Annotated in this window: 27 protein-coding genes; 11 read left to right on the top strand and 16 right to left on the bottom strand. The window is 69.0% G+C overall.

What is annotated here, in order from left to right:
- Positions 1–96: 96 nt before the first annotated feature.
- From WU80_RS00420 to WU80_RS00410, 3 genes are read right to left on the bottom strand one after another with little or no spacing between them, the layout of a single operon-like run.
- A complete protein-coding gene (locus tag WU80_RS00420) occupies positions 97–375 on the bottom strand; it encodes a MoaD/ThiS family protein (RefSeq protein ID WP_055400239.1) in 279 nt (92 codons plus the stop codon).
- Between the two features lie 4 nt (positions 376–379).
- Entirely contained in the window at positions 380–1,453 is a 1,074-nt protein-coding gene (gene moaA / locus WU80_RS00415; RefSeq protein ID WP_055400237.1) for a GTP 3',8-cyclase MoaA, read from the bottom strand.
- A complete protein-coding gene (locus WU80_RS00410) occupies positions 1,450–1,854 on the bottom strand; it encodes a YccF domain-containing protein (RefSeq protein ID WP_055400236.1) in 405 nt (134 codons plus the stop codon). Before WU80_RS00410 ends, moaA begins: the two co-directional genes overlap by 4 nt.
- Before the next feature lie 162 nt (positions 1,855–2,016).
- Here WU80_RS00410 and WU80_RS00405 point away from each other — a divergent pair, with 162 nt between their 5' ends.
- The 3 genes from WU80_RS00405 (at position 2,017) to WU80_RS00395 (ending at position 5,489) form a co-directional block, all read left to right on the top strand.
- On the top strand, positions 2,017–2,430 hold the full coding sequence (locus WU80_RS00405) for a cold-shock protein (protein ID WP_055400234.1): 414 nt from the start codon (positions 2,017–2,019) through the stop codon (positions 2,428–2,430).
- A gap of 101 nt (positions 2,431–2,531) precedes the next feature.
- Complete coding sequence (locus WU80_RS00400) at positions 2,532–4,457, top strand: acyl-CoA dehydrogenase family protein (protein ID WP_055400232.1); 1,926 nt, start codon at positions 2,532–2,534, stop codon at positions 4,455–4,457.
- Between the two features lie 27 nt (positions 4,458–4,484).
- A complete protein-coding gene (locus WU80_RS00395) occupies positions 4,485–5,489 on the top strand; it encodes a glutathione S-transferase family protein (RefSeq protein WP_055400230.1) in 1,005 nt (334 codons plus the stop codon).
- Between the two features lie 79 nt (positions 5,490–5,568).
- On the opposite strand, the gene WU80_RS00390 is transcribed toward WU80_RS00395, so the two are convergent.
- The 3 genes from WU80_RS00390 to WU80_RS00380 form a co-directional block, all read right to left on the bottom strand.
- On the bottom strand, positions 5,569–6,435 hold the full coding sequence (locus WU80_RS00390; RefSeq protein WP_055400228.1) for an endonuclease domain-containing protein: 867 nt from the start codon (positions 6,433–6,435) through the stop codon (positions 5,569–5,571).
- 105 nt (positions 6,436–6,540) lie between these two features.
- Positions 6,541–7,029 (bottom strand): DUF2771 domain-containing protein, encoded by a 489-nt coding sequence (locus WU80_RS00385; RefSeq protein WP_156349437.1) that lies wholly within the window; start codon positions 7,027–7,029, stop codon positions 6,541–6,543.
- Complete coding sequence (locus WU80_RS00380) at positions 7,026–8,678, bottom strand: MFS transporter (RefSeq protein ID WP_055400224.1); 1,653 nt, start codon at positions 8,676–8,678, stop codon at positions 7,026–7,028. The genes WU80_RS00385 and WU80_RS00380 overlap by 4 nt, the downstream gene beginning before the upstream one ends.
- 130 nt (positions 8,679–8,808) lie before the next feature.
- Between WU80_RS00380 and WU80_RS00375 the strand changes: the two genes are divergently transcribed.
- Positions 8,809–9,744 carry a DUF3027 domain-containing protein gene (locus WU80_RS00375; protein ID WP_156349436.1) on the top strand — a complete coding sequence of 312 codons (936 nt, stop codon included), beginning with the start codon at positions 8,809–8,811 and terminating at the stop codon, positions 9,742–9,744.
- On the opposite strand, the gene WU80_RS00370 is transcribed toward WU80_RS00375, so the two are convergent.
- Together WU80_RS00370 and WU80_RS00365 are read right to left on the bottom strand one after the other, a co-directional pair.
- Positions 9,741–10,196 (bottom strand): SRPBCC family protein, encoded by a 456-nt coding sequence (locus tag WU80_RS00370; RefSeq protein WP_055400220.1) that lies wholly within the window; start codon positions 10,194–10,196, stop codon positions 9,741–9,743. The two genes, WU80_RS00375 and WU80_RS00370, sit on opposite strands and share 4 nt — an antisense overlap.
- A gap of 30 nt (positions 10,197–10,226) precedes the next feature.
- The gene (locus WU80_RS00365) at positions 10,227–10,502 is read right to left on the bottom strand and encodes a DUF2530 domain-containing protein (RefSeq protein WP_055400322.1); all 276 of its coding nucleotides are present in this window, start codon (positions 10,500–10,502) and stop codon (positions 10,227–10,229) included.
- Positions 10,503–10,682: 180 nt separating this feature from the next.
- Between WU80_RS00365 and WU80_RS00360 the strand changes: the two genes are divergently transcribed.
- The 3 genes from WU80_RS00360 to WU80_RS00350 are packed head-to-tail and all read left to right on the top strand — an operon-like array spanning position 10,683 to position 12,207.
- Positions 10,683–11,114 carry a MarR family transcriptional regulator gene (locus WU80_RS00360; protein WP_055400218.1) on the top strand — a complete coding sequence of 144 codons (432 nt, stop codon included), beginning with the start codon at positions 10,683–10,685 and terminating at the stop codon, positions 11,112–11,114.
- Positions 11,111–11,938 (top strand): RNA methyltransferase, encoded by an 828-nt coding sequence (locus WU80_RS00355; RefSeq protein ID WP_055400216.1) that lies wholly within the window; start codon positions 11,111–11,113, stop codon positions 11,936–11,938. The genes WU80_RS00360 and WU80_RS00355 overlap by 4 nt, the downstream gene beginning before the upstream one ends.
- Complete coding sequence (locus tag WU80_RS00350; RefSeq protein ID WP_055400214.1) at positions 11,935–12,207, top strand: DUF2537 domain-containing protein; 273 nt, start codon at positions 11,935–11,937, stop codon at positions 12,205–12,207. The genes WU80_RS00355 and WU80_RS00350 overlap by 4 nt, the downstream gene beginning before the upstream one ends.
- A gap of 68 nt (positions 12,208–12,275) precedes the next feature.
- Here the strand turns inward: WU80_RS00350 and sepH are convergent, their stop codons facing one another.
- Complete coding sequence (gene sepH, locus WU80_RS00345; RefSeq protein WP_055400211.1) at positions 12,276–13,064, bottom strand: septation protein SepH; 789 nt, start codon at positions 13,062–13,064, stop codon at positions 12,276–12,278.
- Positions 13,065–13,182: 118 nt separating this feature from the next.
- Positions 13,183–14,301: a phosphoserine transaminase gene (serC, locus tag WU80_RS00340; RefSeq protein ID WP_055400209.1), complete on the bottom strand. Its 1,119-nt coding sequence runs from the start codon at positions 14,299–14,301 to the stop codon at positions 13,183–13,185.
- A gap of 244 nt (positions 14,302–14,545) precedes the next feature.
- On the opposite strand from serC, the gene WU80_RS00335 reads away from it, so the two are divergent.
- Together WU80_RS00335 and WU80_RS00330 are read left to right on the top strand one after the other, a co-directional pair.
- A complete protein-coding gene (locus tag WU80_RS00335; protein WP_055400207.1) occupies positions 14,546–15,571 on the top strand; it encodes a diiron oxygenase in 1,026 nt (341 codons plus the stop codon).
- A gap of 20 nt (positions 15,572–15,591) precedes the next feature.
- Entirely contained in the window at positions 15,592–17,289 is a 1,698-nt protein-coding gene (locus WU80_RS00330) for an FAD-dependent oxidoreductase (protein WP_055400205.1), read from the top strand.
- Here the strand turns inward: WU80_RS00330 and WU80_RS00325 are convergent.
- A complete protein-coding gene (locus tag WU80_RS00325) occupies positions 17,286–17,744 on the bottom strand; it encodes a VOC family protein (protein ID WP_055400203.1) in 459 nt (152 codons plus the stop codon). The genes WU80_RS00330 and WU80_RS00325 overlap by 4 nt on opposite strands.
- A 122-nt stretch (positions 17,745–17,866) precedes the next feature.
- The gene (locus WU80_RS00320) at positions 17,867–18,988 is read right to left on the bottom strand and encodes a citrate synthase 2 (RefSeq protein ID WP_055400201.1); all 1,122 of its coding nucleotides are present in this window, start codon (positions 18,986–18,988) and stop codon (positions 17,867–17,869) included.
- Between the two features lie 72 nt (positions 18,989–19,060).
- On the opposite strand from WU80_RS00320, the gene pdxH reads away from it, so the two are divergent.
- Entirely contained in the window at positions 19,061–19,720 is a 660-nt protein-coding gene (gene pdxH / locus WU80_RS00315; protein WP_055400199.1) for a pyridoxamine 5'-phosphate oxidase, read from the top strand.
- 130 nt (positions 19,721–19,850) lie between these two features.
- Positions 19,851–21,143 (top strand): citrate synthase, encoded by a 1,293-nt coding sequence (locus tag WU80_RS00310; protein ID WP_055400196.1) that lies wholly within the window; start codon positions 19,851–19,853, stop codon positions 21,141–21,143.
- A 4-nt stretch (positions 21,144–21,147) separates the two neighbouring features.
- Here the strand turns inward: WU80_RS00310 and WU80_RS00305 are convergent, their stop codons facing one another.
- The 4 genes from WU80_RS00305 to prrA form a co-directional block, all read right to left on the bottom strand.
- Positions 21,148–22,719: an NAD(P)/FAD-dependent oxidoreductase gene (locus WU80_RS00305; protein ID WP_055405711.1), complete on the bottom strand. Its 1,572-nt coding sequence runs from the start codon at positions 22,717–22,719 to the stop codon at positions 21,148–21,150.
- Positions 22,716–22,979, bottom strand: a complete 264-nt coding sequence (locus WU80_RS00300) for a DUF2630 family protein (RefSeq protein ID WP_055404141.1) — start codon at positions 22,977–22,979, stop codon at positions 22,716–22,718. The genes WU80_RS00305 and WU80_RS00300 overlap by 4 nt, the downstream gene beginning before the upstream one ends.
- Before the next feature lie 93 nt (positions 22,980–23,072).
- Positions 23,073–24,413 carry a HAMP domain-containing sensor histidine kinase gene (locus WU80_RS00295; protein WP_055404142.1) on the bottom strand — a complete coding sequence of 447 codons (1,341 nt, stop codon included), beginning with the start codon at positions 24,411–24,413 and terminating at the stop codon, positions 23,073–23,075.
- Between the two features lie 15 nt (positions 24,414–24,428).
- On the bottom strand, positions 24,429–25,139 hold the full coding sequence (gene prrA, locus WU80_RS00290) for a two-component system response regulator PrrA (RefSeq protein WP_156349628.1): 711 nt from the start codon (positions 25,137–25,139) through the stop codon (positions 24,429–24,431).
- Positions 25,140–25,190: the final 51 nt, after the last annotated feature.

Genomic DNA, 25,190 nt, shown 5'->3' with positions numbered 1-25,190 from the left:
AGCCAAGGAACACACGCCATTCACGCAGGTCATAGCACTCGATATCGGAGCGTGATTGCGTCGTTATCGTTCCGTTACGTGAGATATTTCACAGTTTCAGCCCCCGGCGAAGGGGGGTAGAACGTCGATCGTGTTGCCGCTGCGTAACGGTGCGGTCTCGTCGCGTACGGCGACCCCGTCGCAGAGGTAGGAACACCGGCTCAGCACCGTCGCGAGCCGTGAGCCCCGCACGGCCAGGCGCTCGACCAGACCGCCCACGGTGGTGCCGGGACGCACCACCACCGTTTCCGCCTCGGCCCCCGCCGCCGCCCGCGCGGCCGCGAAGTAGCGCACCGTCACCGCAATCCCGTCTTGCTCGACGGCGGCCTCACCCATCGGGCTAGCCACCGATCGCGCTCATCGGACGGGCGGGCTGGATGAAGTTCGGGTCGTTGATGCCGTGACCGGCAGGCTTGCCCCACATCGCGACGCGCCACGCGCGTTCGATCGCGTCGTCGGACGCGCCGGTGCGCAACAGGGTCCGAAGGTCGGTCTCCTCGGCGGAGAACAGACAGCTGCGGACCTGGCCGTCGGCCGTCAGGCGGGTGCGATCACAGGCCGAGCAGAACGCGTGCGAGACCGACGCGATGACACCGAACTTGCCACTCGGCGTGTCCGGGCCGGTGTCGACCAGCCAGAGCTCGGCGGGCGCCGATCCCCGCGGCGCGGGGTCGGGACGCAGCCGGAAGTGCGGGCGCAGGGCGTCGAGCACGTCGTCGGCGCTCAACGCGGCGCCGCGCCGCCACTGGTGGCCGGCATCGAGCGGCATCTGCTCGATGACCCGCAACTGGTAGCCGTGCTCGAGGCAGAAGCGCAACAGCTTCACGACGTCCTCGCGCCCGGTGACCGGGTCGAGCACGGCGTTCACCTTGACCGGCGCCAACCCCGCGGTGTGGGCGGCCCGAAGGCCGGCCAGCACGTCGCCGAGCCGGTCGCGGCGCGTGATCGCCGCGAAGTGGTCGCGGTCCACGCTGTCCAGGGACACGTTGACCCGATCCAGGCCCGCCCGGGCGAGCGCGGCGGCCTGCCGCGCCAGCCCGACGCCGTTGGTGGTCAGCGAGATCTCCGGCCGCGGTCGCAGGGCCGCCGCCGCCGCGACCACCTCCTCGAGGTGTCGCGCCAGGAGTGGCTCGCCTCCGGTGAACCGGACGCTGGTCACGCCCAGCCGGGTGACGGCGATGTCCAACAGCCGCGCCAGCTCGTCGGCGCGCAGCAGCCGCTCGCCGGGTAGCCAGTCCAGGCCCTCGGCCGGCATGCAGTAGTTGCACCGCAGGTTGCAGCGGTCGGTCAGCGAGACGCGTAGATCGGTGGCCACCCGTCCATAGGTGTCGACCAGCGGGCCGGTGGTCGGCGCGTCGGGCACGCCGTCGGTGCGTCCTGGCACCGAGGGAACCCCGAGGGCGGTCAGCGTCATGCGGCCACCGCGGAGTATCGGGGCGGGGAGTCGACCGGAACGATCTGCTTGCCCAACGGCATCAGCGACACCGGGATCAGCTTGAGGTTCGCCAGGGCAAGCGGAATGCCGACGATGGTGATCGCCATCGCCGCCGCACTGATCAGGTGACCGATCGCCAGCCAGATTCCGAACAACACCACCCAGATCACGTTGCCGATCAGGGCGCCGGTCCCGGCGGTCGGCTTGTCGACGATCGTGCGACCGAACGGCCACAACGCGTACGAGGCGATGCGCAGCGACGCGAAACCAAACGGGATGGTGATGATCAGCAGGAAGCTGATGAGCGCCGCGACGACGTATCCGACGGCCATCCACAGGCCGCCGAACACGAGCCAGATGATGTTCAGGATCAGGCGCATATCTCCTCCACCGGTACCGCCCAGCGTACCGAGTGGGCAATAACGGGGGTGCTCGTCAGGCGGGCACCCGAGTAGGATCAAGGACCAAACGGCGTCCTGCGCAGGCGGGACGCTTATTGTGTTGGCCATTCTATTGATCCGTTAGACAAGCAGGTGAGACCAGTGCCGACCGGCAAGGTTAAGTGGTACGACGCCGACAAGGGGTTTGGCTTCCTGTCGCAAGAGGACGGCGAAGACGTGTACGTCCGCTCGTCGGCGTTGCCCGCTGGCGTCGAGGGGCTCAAAGCGGGCCAGCGCGTGGAGTTCGGCATCGCCTCCGGGCGGCGCGGGCCTCAGGCGCTGAGCCTCAAGCTGATTGAGCCGCCGCCCAGCCTCACCAAGGCTCAGGGCCGCCGCGAGACGCCCGTCGAGCACAAGCACAGCCCCGACGAACTGCACGGCATGGTCGAGGACATGATCACGCTGCTGGAGAGCGCCGTTCAGCCCGAGCTACGCAAGGGGCGCTACCCGGACCGCAAGACCGCTCGCCGGGTGTCCGAGGTGGTTCGGGCGGTCGCCCGGGAGCTCGACGCCTAGCTCGTCGGCGCCGGGTGCCGCCCGCTTGCGCACAAGGGGTGAGGAAGTGCCGGTCAGGGGGTACTCCCACCTCGCCACGGTCGTCGAGCAAGGAGGCTGCGATGGCACAGCAAGCGCAGGTCACCGAGGAGCAAGCCAGGGCACTGGCCGAGGAGTCTCGCGAAACCGGTTGGGATAAACCATCTTTCGCAAAGGAACTTTTCCTCGGTCGCTTTCCGTTGGAGCTCATCCACCCTTTCCCCAAACCGTCGGATGCCGACGAGGCGCGCACCCGCGCGTTTCTCGACACGTTGCGCGACTTCCTTCGCGGCGTTGATGGCAGCGTCATCGAACGCGATGCGCAAATTCCTGACGAGTATGTGAAGGGCCTGGCCGAACTGGGCTGTTTCGGCATGAAGATTCCGTCGGAATACGGCGGCCTGAACATGTCGCAGGTGGCCTACAACCGGGCGCTGATGATGGTTTCCTCCGTTCATCCCAGCCTGGGTGCGCTGTTGTCGGCCCACCAATCGATCGGGGTGCCGGAGCCGCTGAAACTTGCGGGAACCCCGGAGCAGAAGAAGAGATTCTTGCCCCGGTGCGCCGCGGGCGCCATATCGGCGTTCCTGCTGACCGAGCCGGATGTGGGTTCGGATCCGGCCCGGCTGGCTTCGACGGCAACACCCGTCGAAGACGGGGCCTACGAGCTCGACGGCGTGAAGTTGTGGACGACCAACGGCGTGGTCGCCGAACTGCTCGTCGTCATGGCCCGGGTGCCCCGCGGCGATGGGCACCGGGGCGGCATCAGCGCTTTCGTCGTCGAGGCCGATTCACCCGGAATCACCGTGGAGCGACGCAACAAGTTCATGGGGCTGCGCGGCATCGAGAATGGGGTGACCAGGCTGCACCGCGTCCGGGTGCCCAGCGAAAACCTGATCGGCCGCGAGGGCGACGGGTTGAAGATCGCGCTGACAACGCTCAATGCCGGGCGCTTGTCGATTCCCGCGATCGCGACGGGTTCGTCGAAGTGGGGTCTGAAGGTGGCGCGCGAGTGGTCGGGGGAGCGTGTCCAGTGGGGCAAGCCGCTGGCCGAGCACGAAGCGGTGGCACGCAAGATCTCGTTCATCGCGGCGACCAACTATGCGCTGGACGCGGTGCTCGAGCTGTCCGGGCAGATGGCCGACGAAGGCCGCAACGACATCCGGATCGAGGCGGCGTTGGCCAAGCTGTGGTCGAGCGAGATGGCGTGCATCATCGCCGACGAGGTCATGCAGATCCGCGGTGGGCGGGGCTACGAGACGGCGGAGTCCCTGGCGGCGCGCGGCGAACGGGCGGTGCCGGTCGAACAGGTAGCGCGGGACTTGCGGATCAATCGCATCTTCGAAGGATCCAGCGAGATCATGAGGCTGCTCATCGCCCGGGAGGCGGTCGATGCCCACTTGTCGGCGGCCGGTGACCTCGCGAAGCCCGACGCGGGTCTGCGGCAAAAGGCGACGGCAGCGGTAGGCGCCACTGGTTTCTACGCAAAGTGGTTGCCCCAGCTGGTTTTTGGAGAAGGACAACGCCCCAGCGCTTACAGCGAATTCGGACCGCTGGCGTCGCACCTGCGGTTCGTGGAACGCTCCAGCCGCAAGCTGGCCCGCAACACCTTCTACGGGATGGCCCGCTGGCAGGCCAAATTGGAGCAGCGCCAGGGGTTCCTCGGGCGGATCGTGGACATCGGTGCCGAGCTGTTCGCGATGTCGGCGGCCTGTGTGCGGGCCGAGGCGCAGAGGGCCGTGGACCCGGCGGTCGGTCAACAGGCCTACGAGCTGGCCGATACGTTTTGCCGGCAGGCCACCCTGCGGGTCGATGCGCTGTTCGATGCGTTGTGGAGCAATACCGACGGCTGCGACGTCCGGCTGACCCGCGAGGTGCTCCAGGGCCGTTACGCCTGGCTCGAGCAGGGCATCATCGACCAGTCGGAGGGCACCGGGCCGTGGATCGCCCGCTGGGAGCAGGGCGCATCAACCGAGACGAATCTGGCTCGGCGATTTCTGAGTTCCTGACCGACATTCGAGCGAAACGCGGGAGATATGGCCACCTATGTTGCCGGGACGGGTGAATTCACTCGTGACACCAAGTACATCACCACCCGCGTCACCGCCGACGGGCGCGACGGCTACCCCGTGGAGTCGGGCAGGTACCGGCTGATCGTTGCCCGGGCGTGTCCCTGGGCCAACCGCGCCATCATCGTTCGGCGGTTGCTCGGCCTGGAAAGCGTTATGTCCATTGGGTTTTGCGGGCCCACCCACGACGAACGCAGTTGGACGTTCGACCTCGACCCGGGCGGCGTCGACCCCGTGCTGCAAATCCCCCGGCTGCAGGACGCCTACTTCAAGCGCTTCCCCGACTACCCGAAGGGCATCACGGTGCCCGCGCTCGTCGACGTGCCGTCGGGCGCGGTCGTCACCAACGACTTCGCGCAGATGACACTGGACTTCTCGACCGAATGGACGGCCTACCACCGCGACGGCGCACCGCAGCTCTATCCCGAGCCGCTGCGCGCCGAGATCGACGAGGTCAACAAGCGGGTTTACACCGAGATCAACAACGGGGTGTATCGGTGCGGCTTCGCCGGCTCGCAGGAGGCGTACGACGCGGCCTACGACCGGCTGTTCGCGGCGCTGGATTGGGTGAGTGAGCGCCTGGCCAATCAGCGATATCTGGTGGGCGACACCATAACCGAGGCCGATGTTCGGCTGTTCACCACGCTGGCCCGCTTCGACCCGGTCTACCACGGGCATTTCAAATGCAACCGCAGCAAGCTGTCCGAGATGCCAGTGTTGTGGGCGTATGCGCGCGACCTGTTCCAGACACCCGGGTTCGGCGACACCGTCGACTTCGTCCAGATCAAGCAGCACTACTACATCGTGCACGCCGACATCAACCCCACCGGGATCGTGCCCAAGGGGCCGGACCTGACGGGCTGGCTCTCGCCGCATGGCCGGGAGGTGTTGGGCGGCAAGCCTTTCGGGGACGGCATCCCGCCGGGGCCGCCGGTCGAGGGGGAGCGGGTGCCCGCCGGCCACGGTGCGTAGGTTTTGCCCCTCGCGCGAATGTCGACTTTTCGGGCGGAATGGGTCAGATTCGTCGCAGAAAGCCGACGTTGGGCATCGATTAAAGCCGGCATCCCGCGACGAGCAGGGCGTTGCGCACGCGGGACACGACGACATCTGGACGATAGCGCAGCAGGTCGGCGCTGACTCGGACAATCGTCCACCCCCGCGCTTCTAGTTCGGCCAGCCGATCGATGTCTCGAGTTCGCTGCGCGGGGTCCGTCCAGTGCTGCGCACCGTCGAATTCCACGCCGACCTTGAATTCTTCCCAGCCCATATCTATGCGCGCAATCACCGCTCCCCATTCGTTGAGTACTTCTATTTGGGTCTGCGGCCGCGGTAAGCCGGCACCGATGATTACCAGGCGGGTCTTGGACTCCCACGGTGACTCGGCGCCGGCGTCGGCAAGCAACAACACCCGCCGCAACTGCACCAAGCCGCGCGCCCCGCGATGACGCTCGACCAGCAGCTCGACGTCAGCCGACTTCAGCTCTGTCGCATGCATAAGCGCATCCACCCGAATTACCGCTGCAGTGAGACCTTTTCGTCTTCCTAAGTCAAACGCCGTGCGCGCCGGCGTGGTAAGGCGGATGCCATCGCGTACACAGGTTTCGCCATCGTCCAGAGTGTCGCTGTGGAGGACGATATTCCTAGCCTTATCGCGGCTGGTCCGGTTGAGCTCGGCCGGCGACCAGTCGTCGATCCACTTCGTTCGAAGCAATGCTGCCGCGGATAGACCCACCACCGTCGCGGTACGGTCCGACCACAGCCAAGCCGCTACAGCTCGGGTCACGGGCGTCAACTTCTGGCCGCGTGGGACATACACATTGCGGTAGACCATCTCGAAGCGGGTCCGCAATTGATGCGGAGTGAGCATGCCGGCTGCCAACGCTTCGGTTCCTCTGAATGGCCACCCCAGGTTGTGCATGCCGACACATTGCCCGACCACACCGACAGGTTGGCCGAACGTCGGATTGTTGGGCCAGCAAAGCCTGAATCCGCCCAACAACTCGACGTTCGGCGTGCGAAGCGCTCAATAGGTCAGGCGCACAGACCATTCCGCGTGCGGGACGTCACGCAGCTGGCCGGCGGGATCCATCACGAGCGTCAGCAACTGGACGACGATCCCCACCAGGCGCCCGCGCTGCGGGTCGACCGGCGGGATGGTGACCGCGAACCGGGTGGCAGGCCGAAAGATGGTGCTGGTGGTGTTGGTTGGATCCTCGTAGACCTGCAGCAACCGCCACGGTGCCCGGTAGATCGCGTCGGGCACGGAGAGCTGGACCGGATAGCGCTCGCTGACCTTCAGTTCGCCCTGGGCTTGCGGCGTGTCACAGTCGTCGAGGTTGAGCACGCTGCAGTACAGGTACGGCCCCACCCTGGTGAGGTGGCCGTGCGAGTACGCGCTGATCTCCGGGCGTTGCGCACCGGACGGGCGCACCAGCAGCCAGGTGCCGACACCGACGGCCACGCACACCACCGTCATCAGGCCGGCGAGCAGCACGGCCATGCCGCGTTTCACTCGGGCACCACCGCCGGGCTGCCGCGGCGCGCGCCCTCCTGCTCGACCATGACGGGCCGGTTGCCCCCGAGGCCGGGGATCAACGAATTCCCTTGGAAGCTCACAAGTGTCTGCGCCAACCCGAGGATGAGTATCGCCGTGACCGCGGTGAAGCCGACCCACAGTTCGGTGTAGACCAAGACGCCGACGGCGCCGCCCAGCACCCAGGCCAGCTGCAGCGTCGACTCCGAGCGCCCGAACCCCGACGCCCGCGATTCCTCCGGCAGATCGTTTTGTAGGGAGGCGTCCAGCGAGGCCTTCGCGATGGCGCTCGAGCCCGACGTGACCAGCGTGGCGATCACGGCCGCCGCCAGGGTCCCCGCCACCGACGCCGCCAGCGCGACCGCCGAGACCGCCAGCGTGCAGCGCACCACCAGCACGGCCGGCCGGCCCAGCCGCAGGCGCGCGGCGGCGAAGTTGCCGGCGAAATTGCCGATGCCTGCGGCCGCGCCGATCATGCCGAGCATGCCCAGCTGAACCCAGCCGTTCGCTTGGTGCGCCTTGGCGACGAACGCCGGGTACAAGAACAGGAAGCCCACCATGACCTTGATGGTGCAGTTGCCCCACAACGAGGTGATGATGTTGCGGCCCAACGGTTGTCGCAGCGTTCCGCCGACCCTCTTGACTTCTTTGTGCCAGCTTCGCCGCTGCGGTTCGCTCTGCTGGCGGTAGCTCAACGTGGCGGGCACCTCACCCGCCGTCACCTCGACCCAACGGGGGATCCGCATGGACAGCGAGGCGCCGGCGACCGTCACCGCGATGACGACGAACAACGCGCCCGGCAGCTTGAACAGGTGGGTGCACACGAACTCGACCCCGGCCGCGATGGCGCCGCCGGCGATGGTGCCGCCGAGCAGACCGAACACGGTGAGCCGCGAGTTCACCCGCACCAGGTCGATGGTGGGCGGCATGACGCGCGGGGTCACCGCGCTGCGCAACACGCTGAACGACTTGGAAAACACCATCATGGCCAGTGCGCACGGATAGAGCACCCAGGACGGATAACTCCCGGTGGCACCGTCGTAGTTCATGATCAGCACCAGCGCCAACGCCGTCCGCAGGACGAACGACGCGGCCAGAGCGACGCGGCGGCCGTGCTGCAACCGGTCCAGCGCGGGGCCGATGAGCGGCGCGATGACCGCGAACGGCGCGATGGTGATCAGCAGGTACAACGCCACCCGGCCCTTGCTCTCCCCGGTGGCCGCCGCGAAGAACAGGGTGTTGGCCAGGGCCACCGCCATCGCGGCGTCCACCGCGAAGTTGGCCACCACCGGCCACGTCAGCGCGGTCAGACCGGACTTGTCGGCGCCGTCGGCGGTGGCGGCGCGCTGCACCATCCAGTACATCCGCGAACCCATCTCGCGGCTGCGCAGCGCGGCGGCGCGGGTGACGGTGATACGTTCGCCAGCCGCGGCGCCCCGCGGCGGCGGGCTGTCGATGGGATCCGGCTCCGACTCCTGGCCGATGGGCGGCAGGTAGCGGTTGGCGCTCGGCATCGGCGGGGGCCGGCGGGTCCGCCGGTCGGCGCCTTCGCCAGCGGGGTAGTTGGCCGTGCCCGGATGCTGATTGTGGGCCCCATTGCGGGGCCGGCGCCCCGGGTTGGAGGCCACGCGGCCCGGATCGTCACGCCGCCGTCCAGACACGTTGGAGATTCTCCCCTATGTCGACGACATGCGTCTGCAGGTACGGGGTGTGGCTCGCCAACCTAGTATTGGAACCGCAATGCAGGAAGGGGACAGCGTGACCGGGCCGATCGAGGAATCCGCCGTGGCGACCGTGGCCGAGTGGCCCGAGGGCCTGGCGGACCTACTCACGGGCGCGGTGGACCAGGCCAGGGCCGCCGTCGTGGAGTTCAGCGGCGCCGAGGCGGTGGGCGACTACCTGGGCGTCAGCTACGAGGATTCGGCCGCCGCGACCCACCGATTCCTGGCGCATCTGCCCGGTTACCAGGGCTGGCAATGGGCCGTCGTCGTCGCCGCGCACCCCGGCGCCGACCACGCCACCGTCAGCGAGGTGGTGCTCATCCCGGGGCCGACGGCCTTGCTGGCGCCCGAGTGGGTGCCCTGGGATCAGCGGGTGCGCCCGGGCGACTTGAGCCCTGGAGACCTGCTGGCGCCCGCGGCCGACGATCCGCGACTGGTCCCCGGCTACACCGCCAGCGGTGACCCGCAGGTCGACGAGACCGCCGCCGAGGTCGGGCTGGGCCGGCGTTGGGTGATGAGTGCCTGGGGCCGCGCCGAGGCGGCCGAACGATGGCACACCGGTGATCACGGCCCCGACTCACCGATGGCGCGCTCCACCAAACGGGTGTGCCGCGACTGCGGTTTCTTCCTGCCGCTGGCGGGATCGCTCGGCGCGATGTTCGGGGTGTGCGGCAACGAGCTGTCGGCCGACGGGCAGATCGTCGACAAGCAGTACGGATGCGGGGCGCATTCGGACACCCCGGCCCCGGCGGGCACCGGGTCGCCCGCCTACGAGCCGTACGACGACGGCGTGCTCGATGTCGCGGAGGCGCCGCCCGCGGCGCCCGAGCCGGTGGAGGCCCGCACCGAGGAGGCTGCGCCGGACGGTGGCGGGGAGCCCCAACCGGAGCCGACGGCGTTGACGCCCGAGACCCCTGAGTCCCAGCCCGAGGCACCCGAAACGCCGGAGCCCGAGCAGCCGCAGGCGGACTAGACCTTTTCGGCGGCGGCCTTGATTCTGGCCAGCGACGTGTTCATCCCGTCGACCAGTTCGCGTTCGAAGTTGGTGGTGCCGCCGAACAGCGCGTTCACCGACAGATTCGAAAACGCGGTGACGCCGTTTTCGGCGTGCCGGCTTTCGGTCACGCGGGTGCCCGCGCCGGTGGGTTCGAGTTCGTAGCTCCAGATCGTGCCGTTGGTCCGCACCCGGAAGGCCAGCTTCGTCTCGGGGATGACCTCGACGATGGTGCACGTGGTCGGCCAGAACATCCGGTTACGGCGATTGAGGTTCAGGGTGCGCGTGCCCTGGCGCAGCGGGCCGAAGCTCTTCATCCAGCGGCATTGCGGGCTCCACTCCGGCATCCGGCGAAGGTCGGATATCAACCCCCACACCTTGGAAACCGGTGCGTCGATATCGATTTGGGCTTGCAGCAGCGGGGCTACCATCGATCCTCCCGGGTTGGTGTCGAGTGCGGGTTAGTCGTGCTCGAAGTAGGTTTCGAGCCCGGCCTGTGCGCCGCGCGCGCCGCGGCGGGCCTCGGCGAGCTGTAACACGAAGATGCCGGTGCCGAGCGCCCCGACGCCGAGCCCGGCCAGGGTGACCGGGCGCCAGCTCTCCAGCGAGGGCACGAGAAACGCGGCGGCCAGCGCGGCCAGCCAGCCGAGCGCGCCGAGGGCGACGAACGGCCACGCGTTGAGTAGCGCGGGCGGCAGCGGCGGTGCTTCGCGGGCCCCGCCGGGTTCAACAGACATCGCGATCAACATAGCCCGCCGCGGGTGCGGGCCGCGGGACGGTGGTGCGGCCGGGCGAAAAGCGCGGGTTACGCGCCGGGGCAAGCGCTTCGGCGACCCGCCGTCGGCGGCGCTGAGCACAACATCCGACGTTCACGGGTTCGTATCCCGATTCCTCGACGTTGCGTGTAACCTCGCGCCATGCCTGACAGCGATGCGCGGCTGGCCAGCGACCTGTCGCTGGCGGTCATGCGGCTGGCCCGCCAACTCCGGTTCCGAAACCCGTCGTCCCCGGTGTCGTTGTCGCAGCTGTCGGCGCTGGCCACGCTGGCCAACGAGGGCCCGATGACGCCCGGCGCGCTGGCGATTCGCGAGCGGGTACGGCCGCCGTCGATGACGCGCGTGATCGCCTCGCTGGCCGACATGGGCCTGGTGGACCGCGCCCCGCATCCGATCGACGGCCGGCAGGTGCTGGTCTCGGTATCCCAGTCCGGCGCCGAGCTGGTGAAGGCCACCCGCCGCGCCCGCCAGGAGTGGCTGGCCAAGCGGCTGGCGACGCTGGACAGCGAGCAACGCGACACCCTGCGCAGCGCGGCCGACCTGATGCTGGCCCTGGTCGACGAAGGCCCGTGAGTCACGATGGCCTGAACGTTCAGGACGTCGACGATCCGGACGACCCGCGCCTCGACGATTTCCGCGACCTGAACAGCGTCGATCGTCGTCCCGACCTGCCGTCGGGCAAGGGGCTGGTGATCGCCGAAGGCGTGCTGGTCGTGCAGCGCATGCTGGCCTCCCGGTTCACCCCGCACGCCCTGCTGGGCACCGAGCGCCGGCTCGGCGAACTCGCCGCCGACCTCGCCGGCAATGCTGCGCCGTTCTACCGGGCCTCCGCCGACGTCATGGCGCAAGTGGTGGGCTTCCACCTCAATCGCGGTGTGCTGGCCGCCGCCCGCCGGGTGCCGGAACCCGGCGTCGCCGAATTGCTCGACCATGCCCGGACCGTCGCGGTGCTGGAGGGTGTCAACGATCACGAGAACCTGGGCTCGATCTTTCGCAACGCGGCCGGCCTCGGCGTGGACGCGGTGGTGTTCGGCGGCGGTTGCGCCGACCCGCTGTACCGTCGCGCCGTCCGCGTCTCGATGGGCCACGCGCTGCTGGTCCCGTACGCCCGAGCGACGGACTGGCCCGCCGAGCTGGCCACGCTCAAGGAGAAGGGATTCCGGCTGCTGGCGATGACCCCGGGCGCCAAGGCCTGCGCCCTGCCCGAGGCCATGGCGGCCGCGCGCGACGAACGCGTCGCGGTGTTGGTGGGTGCCGAGGGGCCTGGCCTGACGCCGGCGACCCTGCGCATGAGCGACGTCCGCGTGCGCATCCCGATGTCGCGCGGCACCGACTCGCTCAACGTCGCCACTGCGGCGGCTTTGGCGTTCTACGAACGGGCTAGGCTCGGCTCGTGACCGACGATTCCGTGCCCTGGGCAACGGGTTTGACGGTCGCGGGGTTCGTGGCCGCAGTGACCGGGGCCGCCATCGTGGTGCTCAGCCTGGGACTGGTCCGGGTGCATCCGTTGCTCGCGGTCGCGCTCAACCTCGTGGCGGCGGGCGGGTTGGCGCCGACGCTGTGGGGATGGCGCCACAAGCTGGTGCTGCGGTGGTTTTTGCTGGGCGCGGGAATCGGGGTCGCCGGGGCGTGGCTGACGCTGCTCGCTTTGATGGTGGCGCGGTAACGCCAAAAAAGGGCTGGCGGCGATCGCGAGCGCGGCGTAGCCGGGCGCTGCGGGTCGCCGCCTTGGATCTAGCGCTGTCCGCCCGAGCGCACGCCGAGCAGCACATCCTCCCAAGCCGGGATGACGGGCTTACCCCGCCGGGTGTGCACCGGCTGCTCGGGCCGGGCGGGCTCCTCTTGCGTGGCTTGCGCGGGGGCGGGGGCGGGGGCGGGTTTGGCCGGCTCCTCGAAGTCGACGTGCGACACCCGCGCGAGCGGCCGCAGCGGGCGGTCGAAGTTCGGATCGATCAGCTCCTTGGCCGCATCGTCGATGGCCGTGACCGTTCCGCCGTGCGCGCCGGGGGCGAAGGAGAAGTGCGCGATGTTGTCGGACCGGCCGGCCTTCCAGGCAAGCTGCACGGTCCAGCGGCTGTCCTCGTTGCGCCAGGCGTCCCAGCTGAGCCGGTCGTGTTCCAGACCGCGCGTCACCAGGGCCGCGCTCACGGTGTCCAGCAGGGTGAGCACCGCGGGGCCGTCGGCGAGCACCGGATGCGCGGCCGTGGCCAACTCCGCCGCGCGGGCGCGTTCCAGCAACACGGGGTGCGCGAACCGGCGGACCCGCGAGATGTCGGAGCCCGACGCCGCGGCCACCTGCTCGACGGACGCGCCGGCCCGGATCTTGGCCTGAATCTCCTTGGGGCTCAGCATGTTTGTCACCTGGATGTCGAGCTGCGGTTGCTCGGTCGGCATGGTCTCGCCGCGCACCGCGGCCTTCAGCTGATCGTCGACCGCCAGTTTGAATTGCTCCTCCGGGTTGCCGGCCTCGCAGATGACGTGTTTGCCGTCGGCGCCGATCCCAACCATTTTGAGTTCCCGCATGGTTTCTCCTCGCAGGCTCCGTGCAGGTCGACGGACCCGTCTCGTGCGCACTCTAGTGCAGCTAACGCCCTTAACCTGTGGTGACACGCTGGGCGGTTGCGCGCTGATTGCGAGGCGGTTACAGGTGTTCGACCACCCAGTCGATGCATTGCGTCAGGGCGCTCACGTCGTCGGGGTCGACCGCCGGGAACATCCCGACCCGCAACTGGTTGCGCCCGAGTTTGCGGTAGGGCTCGACGTCGACGATGCCGTTCGCCCGCAAAACCTTCGCGACGGCCGAGGCGTCGACGTCGTCGACGAAGTCGATGGTGCCGACGACCTGGGACCGCAAGGCGGGGTCGACCACGAACGGCGTGGTGTACGACCGCTCCTCGGCCCAGGAGTACAACCGCTGCGACGAGTCGGCGGTGCGCTTGACTGCCCACTCCAGCCCGCCGTTGCCGAGCATCCAGTCCAGCTGCTCGGCCATCAGCGCCAGGGTGCCGATCGCCGGGGTGTTGTAGGTCTGGTTCTTCAGGCTGTTGTCCACCGCGATCGGCAGCGACAGGAAGTCGGGCACCCAGCGGCCGGACCCCGCGATGGATTCGACCCGCGCCAGCGCCGCCGGGCTCATGATCGCCAGCCACAGCCCGCCGTCGCTGGCGAAATTCTTCTGCGGGGAGAAGTAGTAGGCGTCGGTGTCGCCGATCTCGACCGGCAGGCCGCCGGCGCCGGAGGTCGCGTCGATGAGAACCAGGGCGTCCCCGGCGTCGTCGGGACGGCGCACGGGCACCGCCACCCCGGTCGAGGTCTCGTTGTGCGCCCAGGCGATCGCGTCGACCGAGGGATCGCCCTGCGGCTCGGGGGCGCTGCCCGCGTCCGCCTTGATGACGATCGGGTCGCCGACGAACGGATTGCCCGCGACCGCCGAGGCGAACTTCGAGCTGAACTCGCCGAAGGACAGGTGCAGCGAGCGCTTGTCGATCAACCCGAACGCCGCGGCGTCCCAGAACGCCGTCGCGCCGCCATTGCCGAGGATGACCTCGTAACCGTCCGGCACCGAGAACAGTTCGGCGACTCCCGACCGGACCCGGCCCACCAGGTTCTTGACGGGCGCCTGCCGGTGCGACGTGCCGAACAGCGGGGCCGCGGTGGTGGTCAGCGCCTCCAACTGTTCGGGCCGGACCTTGGAAGGGCCGCATCCGAAGCGGCCGTCGCGGGGTTTGATGTCAGCGGGAACCTCGAGCTGGTCAGCCATGCTCAACAGGGTAGTGAGCGGACCTGACCGGCCACGCGGCGGTCCGATCGCGGGCGCGCCCGGCCGCGGCGAAAGCGCTGGCCGCGACCGCTCGGCGTTTCGCGCCCTGTGACGCAGGGCACACTAAAACCCTGACCACTGGTCAGCCCACAGTGCCGCCAGGGGGTCTGGAAGATATGCGGTACCTGCGGTACTGTCTGGACACAGCACGTCCAAATGTAAACCTCGTTGGGGAGGCTTGGATATGGCCAGGACACGCATGGTTCGGCGCTGGCGCCGCAATATGGAAGTGCGCGACGACACCGAATACGTCAACACGCTTGCCACACTGTCCGAGGGGTCGGTGCGGCGAAACTTCAACCCGTATACCGACATCGATTGGGATTCACCCGAATTCGCCGTCACCGAGAACGACCCGCGGTGGATCCTGCCCGAGACCGACCCCCTGGGTCGCCACCCCTGGTATCGGGCGCAGTCGGACGAGCGCAAGATCAAGATCGGCATGTGGCGCCAGGCCAACGTGGCCAAGGTCGGCTTGCACTTCGAGTCGATCCTGATCCGCGGCCTGATGAACTACACGTTCTGGGTGCCCAACGGGTCCCCGGAATACCGCTACTGCCTGCACGAATCGGTCGAAGAGTGCAACCACACGATGATGTTCCAGGAGATGGTCAACCGCGTCGGCGCCGACGTTCCCGGCATGCCGCGGCTGCTCAAGTGGCTCTCGCCGCTGGTTCCCCTGGTAGCCGGTCCCTTGCCGGTGGCATTCTTCATCGGCGTGCTCGCCGGCGAGGAGCCGATCGACCACACGCAGAAAAACGTTCTGCGCGAAGGCAAGTCGCTGCATCCGATCATGGAACGGGTAATGGCCATTCACGTGGCCGAGGAGGCGCGGCACATCTCCTTCGCCCATGAGTTCCTGCGCCGGCGGGTGCCGCAGTTGACGCGCCGCCAGCGATTCTGGACGGCGCTGTACCTGCCGCTGACGATGAAGGTCCTGTGCCGGGCCATCGTGGTGCCGCCCAAGGCGTTCTGGCAGGAGTTCGACATTCCCCGCGAGGTGAAGCGGGAGCTGTTCTTCCGCTCGCCGGAATCGCGAAAGTGGCTGAGCGACATGTTCGGTGACGTCCGGATGCTGGCCCACGACACTGGGCTGATGGAGACGCGCTCGGCGCGGCTCATGTGGCGGCTCTGCAAGATCGACGGCAAGCCGTCGCGCTACCGCAGCGAGCCGCAACGCCAGCACCTGGCCGCGGCGCCGGCCGCCTAGGGCCGCACGGGTAATCGCCTATGCCGCACGTTATTACCCAGTCGTGCTGTAACGACGGGTCCTGCGTTTTCGCCTGCCCGGTGAACTGCATTCACCCCACGCCCGACGAGCCCGGCTTCGCCACCTCGGAGATGCTCTACATCGATCCGGTGGCCTGCGTGGACTGCGGGGCGTGCGTGAGCGCCTGCCCGGTGGGCGCGATCGCCCCTGACACCCGCCTGGATACCAAGCAGCTGCCGTTCGTCGAGATCAACGCGTCCTTCTACCCGGAGCTGCCAAAGGGTGAGAAGTTGCCGCCGACCTCGAAGCTGGCGCCCGTGCTGCCGGCGGCCGAGGTGCGTGCGAGCCGGCGGCCGCTGACCGTGGCCATCGTGGGGTCCGGGCCGGCCGCGATGTACGCCGCCGACGAACTGCTCACCCAGCATGGCGTGCGCGTCAACGTCTTTGAGAAGCTGCCCACGCCGTACGGGTTGGTGCGCGCCGGCGTGGCGCCCGATCACCAGAACACCAAGCGGGTGACCCGGCTGTTCGACCGCGTCGCCGGTCACCGCCGCTTCCGGTTCTACCTCAACGTCGAGGTCGGCAGGCACTTGAGCCACGCCGAACTGCTCGCCCACCATCACGCCGTGTTGTACGCCGTGGGCGCCCCCGACGACCGTCGCCTGGAGATCGAGGGCATGGGCCTGCCGGGCACCGGCACCGCCACCGAATTCGTCGCGTGGGTCAACGGGCATCCCGAGTTCGCCCATCTGCCAGTCGATCTCGGCCACGAGCGGGTGGTGATCGTCGGCAACGGAAACGTCGCCCTCGACGTCGCCCGCGTGCTCACGGCCAATCCCGACGACCTGGCCCGGACCGACATCTCCGACCGCGCGCTGGCGGCGTTTCGTGGCTCCGCGGTCCGCGAGGTGGTGGTCGCCGCCCGGCGCGGTCCCGTGCAGTCGGCATTCACCCTGCCCGAACTGATCGGGCTCACGGGCTCTTCCGATGTCGTGCTCAGCGCGGCCGATCACGAGCTGGTCGCGGCCGATCTCGCCACGGCCAGGGACGGCTTGACCAGGCGCAAGCTGGAAATACTGAGCAAGCTCGGCGACGATTCGGCTCCGGCCCACAAGTCCCAGGCGCCGCGCATCAGGCTCGCCTACCAGCTCACCCCGAATCGGGTGCTGGGTGACCAACGCGCCACCGGCGTCGAGTTCGCCGTCACGGGCACCGACGAGCGGCGCCAACTGGAGGCGGGCTTGGTGCTGACCTCAATTGGCTACCGCGGCAAGCCGATTCGCGATCTGCCGTTCGACGAGTCGGCGGCCGTCGTGCCCAACGACGGCGGGCGCGTGGTCGACCCCGACTCCGGGGCGACGGTGCCCGGGGCGTACGTCGCCGGCTGGATCAAGCGGGGCCCCAGCGGGTTCATCGGCACGAACAAATCGTGCTCGCTGCAAACCGTTCATGCCCTGGTCGAGGACTTCAACGCCGGCAAGCTCGGCGATCCGGCGGCCGGGCCGGGGGCGCTGGACAAGCTGGTCTTGGCCCGGCAGCCCGACGCCCTCGACGCGCGCGGCTGGCAAGCCATCGACGCCGCCGAGATCGCCCGCGGCGGCGCCGACGGCCGCCCGCGCAACAAGTTGACCGACGTCGCCGACATGCTCGCCGCCGCTGCCGACGCCGAGCCCGCGCCGCCGCAGCGACGCGGGCTGCTGGACCGGCTGCTGGGCTAGCCGGCGCCCTGCCCCGCCATCGCGGCCTGGATCTCCTCGTAGGGGACCTCGCGGACCGGCTGCCCCATCGACCAGTGGTGGCCGAACGGGTCGGCGACTACGCCGTAGCGGTCACCCCAGAACTGGTCGTCCAACGGCGCGACCACGGTGGCGCCCGCATCCAGCGCCCGCTGGAACTTGGCGTCGACGTCGGTGACCGTCAGGTGGATGGTGACCGGGGTGCCGCCCAGGGATTTCGGCGTCATCGACTTGCCGCCGCAGACCTCGGGGAAGTCGTCGTTGAGCATGACGAGAAAACCGTTGATGCGCACCGCCGCGTGGACGAGTTTTCCGTCCGGGCGAGGCACCCGCCCTATCTCCTCGGCGCCAAAGGCCTTGACGTAGAAGTCGATTGCGGCGGCCGCGTCGTCCACCACCAGGTGCGGGGACAGGGCGGGTTCGATGTTAGGTGCCATTGTCGTTCTCCTTGCTGTCGGTCTCCCAGGCCGGCCCGGGACGGGCAGGCTCGCGAGTTATGACTGCTCCCGCGACGCAAACTCATCGCGGCGACACCCATTAAATCGCCGGGCACCGACAACTAGGCGTTGGTGAGGCTGCGATCCCAACCCTCGACGGACTCGGGGCTACGCGGGCCGGGACCCACGTAGATGGCCGACGGGCGAACCAGCTTGCCGAGCCGCTTCTGTTCGAGGATGTGCGCGCACCAGCCGGCGGTACGCCCGCAGGTGAACATCGCCGGCATCATGTTGGGCGGTACCTGGGCGAAGTCCAGGATCACGGCCGCCCAGAACTCGACGTTGGTCTCGATGGCGCGGTCCGGACGGCGTTCGCGCAGCTCGGCCAGGGCGGCCTGCTCGAGCGCGACCGCAACCTCGTGGCGCGGCGCGCCCAGCCGCTCGGCGGTCGCGCGCAGCACCCGCGCCCGCGGGTCCTCCGCGCGGTAGACGCGGTGCCCGAAGCCCATCAGCTTGTCGCCGCTGTCCAGGATCTTCTTGACCAGGCCGCGGGCGTCGCCGGTGCGCTCGACCTCTTCGATCATCGGCAGGACGCGCGCCGGCGCGCCGCCGTGCAGCGGCCCGCTCATGGCCCCGATCGCCCCGGACAGTGCCGCCGCGACGTCGGCCCCGGTCGAGGCGATCACCCGCGCGGTGAAGGTGGAGGCGTTCATGCCGTGTTCGGCGGCCGAGACCCAGTAGGCGTCGATCGCCTCGACGTGCCTCGGGTCGGGCTCGCCCTGCCAGCGCGTCATGAAACGGGCTGTGACGGTCGAGCATTCGTCGATGATGCGTTGCGGGACGGCGGGCTGGTAGATGCCGCGCGCGGACTGGGCGACGTAGGACAGCGCCATCACCGAGGCCCGGGCCAGCTGGTCGCGGGCGGTGGCGTCGTCGGTGTCGAGCAGGGGGCGGTAGCCCCAGATCGGGGCCAGCATCGCCAGGCCCGCCTGCACGTCGACGCGCACGTCGCCGGTGTGGATGGGCAGCGGGAACGGCTCGGCGGGCGGCAATCCGTGACCGAACTTTCCGTCGACCAGCAGGGCCCACACTTCGCCGAACGTGACCTGCTGGTTCACCAGGTCTTGGATGTCGACGCCGCGGTAGCGGAGCGCGCCGCCGTCCTTATCCGGCTCGGCGATCTCGGTGGTGAAAGCGACCACGCCTTCGAGGCCGGGGACAAAGTCTTCGGGGACCACAGTCATACCGAAAATTCTCGCACCCCAGGTTCGCGCCGACGCTACCGGCCGGTAGCAAGCCCCGGTAGCGTTGGCGCGATGGCCGGACCAGACCGTGAGCACCTGCAGAGAATGCGCGTGGAGTACGGATCGGTGGAAAAGGACGGCAGTCCGGATCTCGACGCGGATTGGCTCGACGACGGCTGGGTTGCCTTGCTGCGCAAATGGATCGACGACGCGGAGCGCTCCGGCGTCGCGGAACCCAACGCCATGGTCCTGGCCACCGTCGCCGACGGCAGGCCGACGAGCCGGACGGTGCTGTGCAAGAGCGTGGACGAGTCGGGGATCACATTTTTCACCAACTACGACTCGGCCAAGGGCGCCGACCTGGCGGTGACGCCCTACGCGTCGGTGACCTTTCCCTGGTACCTGCTGGGTCGGCAGGTGCACGTCCGCGGCGCGGTGAGCAAGGTCACTGAAGAGGTCACCGAGGACTACTGGTCCAAGCGACCCCGCGGCTCGCAGCTGGGGGCGTGGGCGTCGCAGCAGTCGCGTCCGATCGCCTCGCGGGCGGCCCTACTCGACCAGCTGGCCGAGGTGACCGCGCGCTTCGCCGACAGCGAGCAGGTTCCGGTGCCACCGGGGTGGGGCGGCTACCTGCTCGCCGCGGAGGAGGTCGAATTCTGGCAGGGGCGGGAGAACCGGTTGCATAACCGGATCCGGGTCATCGGCGACCGGGTCGAGCGCCTGCAGCCCTGACCCGAGCCGAGGGGCCGGTGCGACGCCGCAGACCCGACCCCGGGCAGGCACGCGAACGCGACAACGACTACCTTCACCTATAAGCACCTAGTCAGGGCAGCCATACCAGCCAGAGCGCAAAGGGGTTCTCGTGGCCGACACCGACGACACCGCAACTCTGAAGTACCCGGGGGGCGAGATCGACCTTGAGATCGTTCGCGCCACCGAAGGTGCCGACGGGATTGCGCTCGGTCCCCTGTTGTCCAAGACCGGGCACACGACTTTCGACAACGGCTTCGTCAACACCGCCGCCTGCAAGAGCTCCATCACCTACATCGACGGCGACGCCGGAATCCTGCGTTACCGCGGCTACCCGATCGAGCAGCTCGCCGAGAAGTCGACCTTCATCGAGGTGAGCTACCTGCTGATCTACGGCGAGCTGCCGGACAAGGATCAGCTCGCTGAATTCACCAAGCGGATCCAGCTGCACACCATGCTGCACGAGGACCTGAAGCGGTTCTTCGACGGCTTCCCGCGCAACGCGCACCCGATGCCGGTGCTGTCCAGCGTGGTGAACGCGCTGAGTGCCTACTACCCCGACGCGCTGGACCCGATGGACAACCGGCAGGTCGAGCTGTCGACCATCCGCCTGCTCGCGAAGCTGCCCACCATCGCCGCGTACGCCTACAAGAAGTCCGTCGGGCAGCCGTTCCTCTACCCGGACAACAAGCTGTCGCTGGTGGAGAACTTCCTGCGGATGACGTTCGGGCTGCCGGCCGAGCCGTACCAGGCAGATCCCGAGGTGGTCCGGGCTCTCGACATGCTGCTGATCCTGCACGCCGACCACGAGCAGAACTGCTCGACGTCGACGGTGCGGCTGGTGGGGTCCTCGCGCGCCAACCTGTTCACGTCGATCTCCGGTGGCATCAACGCGCTGTGGGGGCCGCTGCACGGCGGTGCCAACCAGGCGGTGCTCGAGATGCTCGAGCAGATCCGCGAAAGCGGCGACGACGTCAGCGAGTTCGTCCGCAAGGTCAAGAACCGCGAAGAGGGCGTCAAGCTGATGGGCTTCGGTCACCGGGTCTACAAGAACTACGACCCCCGCGCCCGCATCGTCAAGGAACAGGCCGACAAGATCCTGGCCAAGCTCGGCGGCGACCCACTGCTGGAGATCGCCAAGGAGTTGGAAGAGGCGGCGTTGACCGACGACTACTTCGTCGAGCGCAAGCTGTACCCGAACGTCGACTTCTACACCGGGCTGATCTACCGGGCGCTCGGCTTCCCCGTGCGGATGTTCACCGTGCTGTTCGCGTTGGGGCGGCTGCCGGGCTGGATCGCGCACTGGCGCGAGATGCACGACGAGGGCGACAGCAAGATCGGCCGTCCCCGCCAGATCTACACCGGCTACACCGAGCGCGACTACAAGACGATCGACGCCCGCTAGCCAGCTAGCCAGTCAGCGAGGCCAACACCGCCATCGCGGCGTTGTGCCCGCCGATGCCCGACACCGCGCCGCCGCGGCGGGCGCCGGAGCCGCACAGCATGATCCGCTCGTGCGCGGTGGCCACCCCCCATTGCCGCGCCGGCGTGTCCAGCGGGTCGTCGTCGTCGGCGAAGGGCCACGCCAGGCCGCCGTGGAAGATGTTTCCGGCGGTCATCCTTAGCGTGCGGTGCAAGTCCAGGGTGGTCGTCGTCTCGATGCATGGCCGGCCCTGGGCGTCGTCCATCAAGACGTCCTGAATCGGTTCGGCCAGAACGGAATTCAGCGACGCCAGCACCGATTCGGTCAGCCGGTCGCGCAGGGCGCCGGAGTAGCTGCCGTCGAACAGCGAGTGGGGGGTGTGCAGGCCGAACACGGTCATGGTGTGCGCGCCCGATTCGCGTAGGTCGGCCGGCAGGATGCTCGGGTCGGTCAGGGAATGGCAATACGCCTCGCAGGGTAGGGGATCCGGGATCTGCCCGGCGTCCGCGTCGGCATACCCGCCGTCCAGCTGGGCCCAGGTCTCGTTCGCGTGGAACGTCCCGGCGAAGGCCTGCTCGGGTGTGACGCCGCCGTCGCGCAACCGGGGCAGGCGCCGCAGCACCATGTTCACCTTGACCTGCGCGCCCTGGGCGGGGGCGGGCGGTCGTTCGCCGAGCAGCCCGGCGAGCACGGCCGGCGTGACCCCGGCGAGCACGAACCGGGCCCGGATCAGTCGCTCCTTGCCCCCGGCGCGATAACGGACCAGGCCGTCCGGTTCGACTGCGTAAACCTCTGCGCCGGTGGTGATTTCGGCGCCGTGGCCGACGGCGGCCCTGGCCAGGGCGTCGGTCAGCGCGCCCATCCCGCCGACGGGGACATCCCAGTCCCCGGTCCCCCCGCCGAGCACGTGATACAGGAAGCAGACGTTCTGGATCAGCGACGGGTCGTCGAGGCGGGCGAACGTTCCGATCAGCGCGTCGGTCGCGATCACCCCGCGCACCACGTCGTTGTCGACGGCCGCGGTGATGGCATGCCCGATCGGCTCCTCGATCAGGGTGTGCCACGCGGCCGCCGTTTCCGGGTCGCCCACGACGTGCCGGCGGGCCTGCTCGCGGGTGCGCAACGGCTCCAGCAGCGTCGGCCAGAGCCGCCCGGTCACCAGGCGGCAGCGTTGGTAGAACGCGGCGAACCCCCGCGCGTCGGTGTCGGCGCCGATCGCCGCGAACGTGTCGGCGCCCGCGCCGATCAACAGCCCACGGCGCCCACCGGTCTCCGGGTCGGGCGTGTACGAGGAATAACGTCGGCGCGCCAACCGCACTGCGGCGCCCAGGTCGTCGACGATGCGGGGTGGGAGCAGGCTGACCAGGTAGGAGTACCGCGACAGCCGGACCCCGACCCCGTCGAAGGCCTGCGCCGAGACGGCGGCCCCGCCCACGTGCCCCAGCCGCTCCAGCAACCGCACCCGAAGACCCGCCCGCGCCAGGTATCCCGCCGCCACCAGGCCGTTGTGGCCGCCGCCTATGACTACGGCGTCGACGTCTGCCGCGTCGCCGCTCAGTTCAGGTAGCCCTCGACCTCGTCGGCCGGACGCACTTCCGCCTCCCGCGGGTCACCACCGGTGTCGCGCAGCGCCCGGCGCTGTCGCAGCAGGTCCCAGCATTGGTCGAGCTCGACCTCGAGCCGGCGCAGGCGATCGTGTTCCTCCGACTCGGAGATGTCGCCCTGTTGCAGCTGCGCCCGCAGGGCCTTCTCCTCGGCGACCAGGTCGCGGATGTGTGCCAGCGTGTCGTTGTCGGTCGGTTTGTTGCCGTTACCCATCGCTCCAGTGTGCCCGACCCTCCGCGGACCGCGCCGGTCGGGCGGGCCTGGGCGCGGAGCCGGTCAAAAGCCTTGCGCCCCAAGCGAACTCGTTTAGCTCGGGCCGGGCAGGCGCAGCACCAGCCGCGCGCCGCCCAGCGGGCTGCTCTCCAGTGCGGCGGTCCCGCCGTGCAGGTGGGCCTGTTGGGCGACCAGCGCCAGCCCCAGCCCGGACCCCGAATGCGACGCGGTCGACCCGCGGGAGAACCGCTCGAACACCACGCTGCGTTCCCCTTCGGGAACGCCGCCGCCGTTGTCGTCGATGGCGATCTCCACCCCGGCGCGCGAGCTCACCGCCGACAGCTGCACCCGCGTCGCGCCGCCGTGCTTGACGGCGTTGGCGATCGCGTTGTCCACCGCCAGGCGCAATCCGGCGGGCAGTCCGACGATGATGCACGTTGGCGACGGCACCAGCGACACGTCGAGGTCGGGGTAGATGCGCATCGCGTCGTGGGCGGCGCGGTCGAGCAACTCGGTGATGTCGACCGGCACGTGGTCGTCGGACGTCGACAGTTCGCCCTGGGCCAGCCGTTCGAGGGCGCTCAGGGTGGCCTCGATGCGCGACTGGGTGCGGATGACGTCGCCGAGCACCTCTTTGCGTTGATCGTCAGACATGTCCAGGGTGGACAGCACCTCGAGGTTGGTGCGCATCGCGGTCAGCGGGGTGCGCAGCTCGTGCGACGACACCGCGGCGAAGTCGCGCGCCGACGCGAGCGCCTCCTTGGTGCGGTTCTGCTCGTTCCAGATTCGCTGCAGCATGCCCCGCATGGCTTCGGCGATCTCGACGGCCTCGGTGGCGCCGTGCACTTCCACCCGCGGGGCCTCGTCCCCGGCGTCGATCGATCGGGTCTGCTGTGCGAGCTGTTTGAACGGCCGCACCGCGAACGCGGCCAGCAGCCAGGCGAACACCGCCGCCGAGACGATGGCGAAGCCACAAATCAACAGCACTCGTCGGTGCAGGTTGTTGGTTTCGGCGAGCGTCGCGTCATACGTCGCGCCCACGGCCAGCGACGTCGGCTCCGGCGCGGGAATCTCCACCGTCCGCACGCGGTAGCGCACGCCGTTGACGTAGGCGTCGCCATAGTCGACGCCCAGCTTGGGCAGCGTCACGTCCGTGTTCGACTTGACCAGGTCGCCGCGGCGGACCGTCATGATCGCGTCGTTGTCGTTGGGGGAGCGGGGAATTTCGTCGAGGCCGCGCGGCAGGAAGGGGATCGCGAAGCCCGCCGCCTCGTCGAGCCGGCGGTCCAGCCGCTCCTTGCGGTCGTTGGTGATGCCCACCCAGACGACGACGCCGACGATGAGCACCGGGATCGCCGCCCCGATGACCGTCGCGACCACCACCCGGGCCCGTAGCGAGGGCGTACGGGTCAGGATCCGGGACAGAAAATTCATGGTCGCTCGACCTGGTTACTGCATGCGCAGCACGAACCCTACTCCGCGGACGGTGTGCAGCAGCCTGGGACCGCCGTTGGCCTCCAGCTTGCGGCGCAGGTAACCGATGAAGACGTCGACCACGTTGGTGTCGGCGGCGAAGTCGTAACCCCACACCAGCTCCAGCAGCTGCGCGCGGGACAGCACCGCGGTCTTGTGCTCGGCCAGCACCGCCAGCAGGTCGAACTCCCGCTTGGTCAGGTCGACGTCGACGCCGTTGACCCGGGCGCGCCGGCCTGGGATGTCCACCTCCAGCGGACCGACGGTGATTGTTTCCGACGACGAGGTTGCCGTCGCGCCGCGGCGGCGCAGCAGCGCCTTGACCCGCGCGACGAGCTCGGCCAACACGAACGGCTTGACCAAGTAGTCGTCGGCGCCGGCCTCGAGCCCGGCCACGCGGTCGTCGACCGAGCTGCGGGCGGAGAGCACGCAGACCGGGACGTCGTTGTCCATCGCCCGCAGCGCTGTGACGACGCTGACGCCGTCCAGGACGGGCATGTTGATGTCCAGCACGATCGCGTCCGGCCGGGTCTCGGTGGCGCTGCGCAGGGCTTCCGCGCCGTCGACCGCGGTCGACACCTCGAACCCGGACAGCCGCAGGCCGCGCTCGAGCGAGGCGAGCACATCGGAGTCGTCGTCGACGACCAAGACGCGAGGTGAGATCCCACCGGTGTCCATGCCGCCCATCTTGCCTGATTGTTCGCGGCGGCGGCGCCCAGGATGGGCCGCCGGTGCCCA

Source organism: Mycobacterium sp. UM_11 (genome assembly GCF_001414075.1).
In the GTDB taxonomy this organism is placed as follows: domain Bacteria; phylum Actinomycetota; class Actinomycetes; order Mycobacteriales; family Mycobacteriaceae; genus Mycobacterium.
The sequence above is the reverse complement of the archived record's forward strand: the minus strand, read 5'-3'. Positions and strand labels throughout refer to the sequence as shown.

Coding starts and splice junctions, on each gene's coding strand:
- WU80_RS00420 (WP_055400239.1), bottom strand. CDS start 375: ATGGGTGAGGCCGCCGTCGAGCAAGACGGGATTGCGGTGACGGTGCGC.
- moaA (WP_055400237.1), bottom strand. CDS start 1,453: ATGACGCTGACCGCCCTCGGGGTTCCCTCGGTGCCAGGACGCACCGAC.
- WU80_RS00410 (WP_055400236.1), bottom strand. CDS start 1,854: ATGCGCCTGATCCTGAACATCATCTGGCTCGTGTTCGGCGGCCTGTGG.
- WU80_RS00400 (WP_055400232.1), top strand. CDS start 2,532: ATGGCACAGCAAGCGCAGGTCACCGAGGAGCAAGCCAGGGCACTGGCC.
- WU80_RS00395 (WP_055400230.1), top strand. CDS start 4,485: ATGGCCACCTATGTTGCCGGGACGGGTGAATTCACTCGTGACACCAAG.
- WU80_RS00390 (WP_055400228.1), bottom strand. CDS start 6,435: ATGCACAACCTGGGGTGGCCATTCAGAGGAACCGAAGCGTTGGCAGCC.
- WU80_RS00370 (WP_055400220.1), bottom strand. CDS start 10,196: ATGGTAGCCCCGCTGCTGCAAGCCCAAATCGATATCGACGCACCGGTT.
- WU80_RS00365 (WP_055400322.1), bottom strand. CDS start 10,502: ATGTCTGTTGAACCCGGCGGGGCCCGCGAAGCACCGCCGCTGCCGCCC.
- WU80_RS00360 (WP_055400218.1), top strand. CDS start 10,683: ATGCCTGACAGCGATGCGCGGCTGGCCAGCGACCTGTCGCTGGCGGTC.
- sepH (WP_055400211.1), bottom strand. CDS start 13,064: ATGCGGGAACTCAAAATGGTTGGGATCGGCGCCGACGGCAAACACGTC.
- serC (WP_055400209.1), bottom strand. CDS start 14,301: ATGGCTGACCAGCTCGAGGTTCCCGCTGACATCAAACCCCGCGACGGC.
- WU80_RS00335 (WP_055400207.1), top strand. CDS start 14,546: ATGGCCAGGACACGCATGGTTCGGCGCTGGCGCCGCAATATGGAAGTG.
- WU80_RS00330 (WP_055400205.1), top strand. CDS start 15,592: ATGCCGCACGTTATTACCCAGTCGTGCTGTAACGACGGGTCCTGCGTT.
- WU80_RS00325 (WP_055400203.1), bottom strand. CDS start 17,744: ATGGCACCTAACATCGAACCCGCCCTGTCCCCGCACCTGGTGGTGGAC.
- WU80_RS00320 (WP_055400201.1), bottom strand. CDS start 18,988: ATGACTGTGGTCCCCGAAGACTTTGTCCCCGGCCTCGAAGGCGTGGTC.
- pdxH (WP_055400199.1), top strand. CDS start 19,061: ATGGCCGGACCAGACCGTGAGCACCTGCAGAGAATGCGCGTGGAGTAC.
- WU80_RS00300 (WP_055404141.1), bottom strand. CDS start 22,979: ATGGGTAACGGCAACAAACCGACCGACAACGACACGCTGGCACACATC.
- WU80_RS00295 (WP_055404142.1), bottom strand. CDS start 24,413: ATGAATTTTCTGTCCCGGATCCTGACCCGTACGCCCTCGCTACGGGCC.
- prrA (WP_156349628.1), bottom strand. CDS start 25,139: ATGGGCGGCATGGACACCGGTGGGATCTCACCTCGCGTCTTGGTCGTC.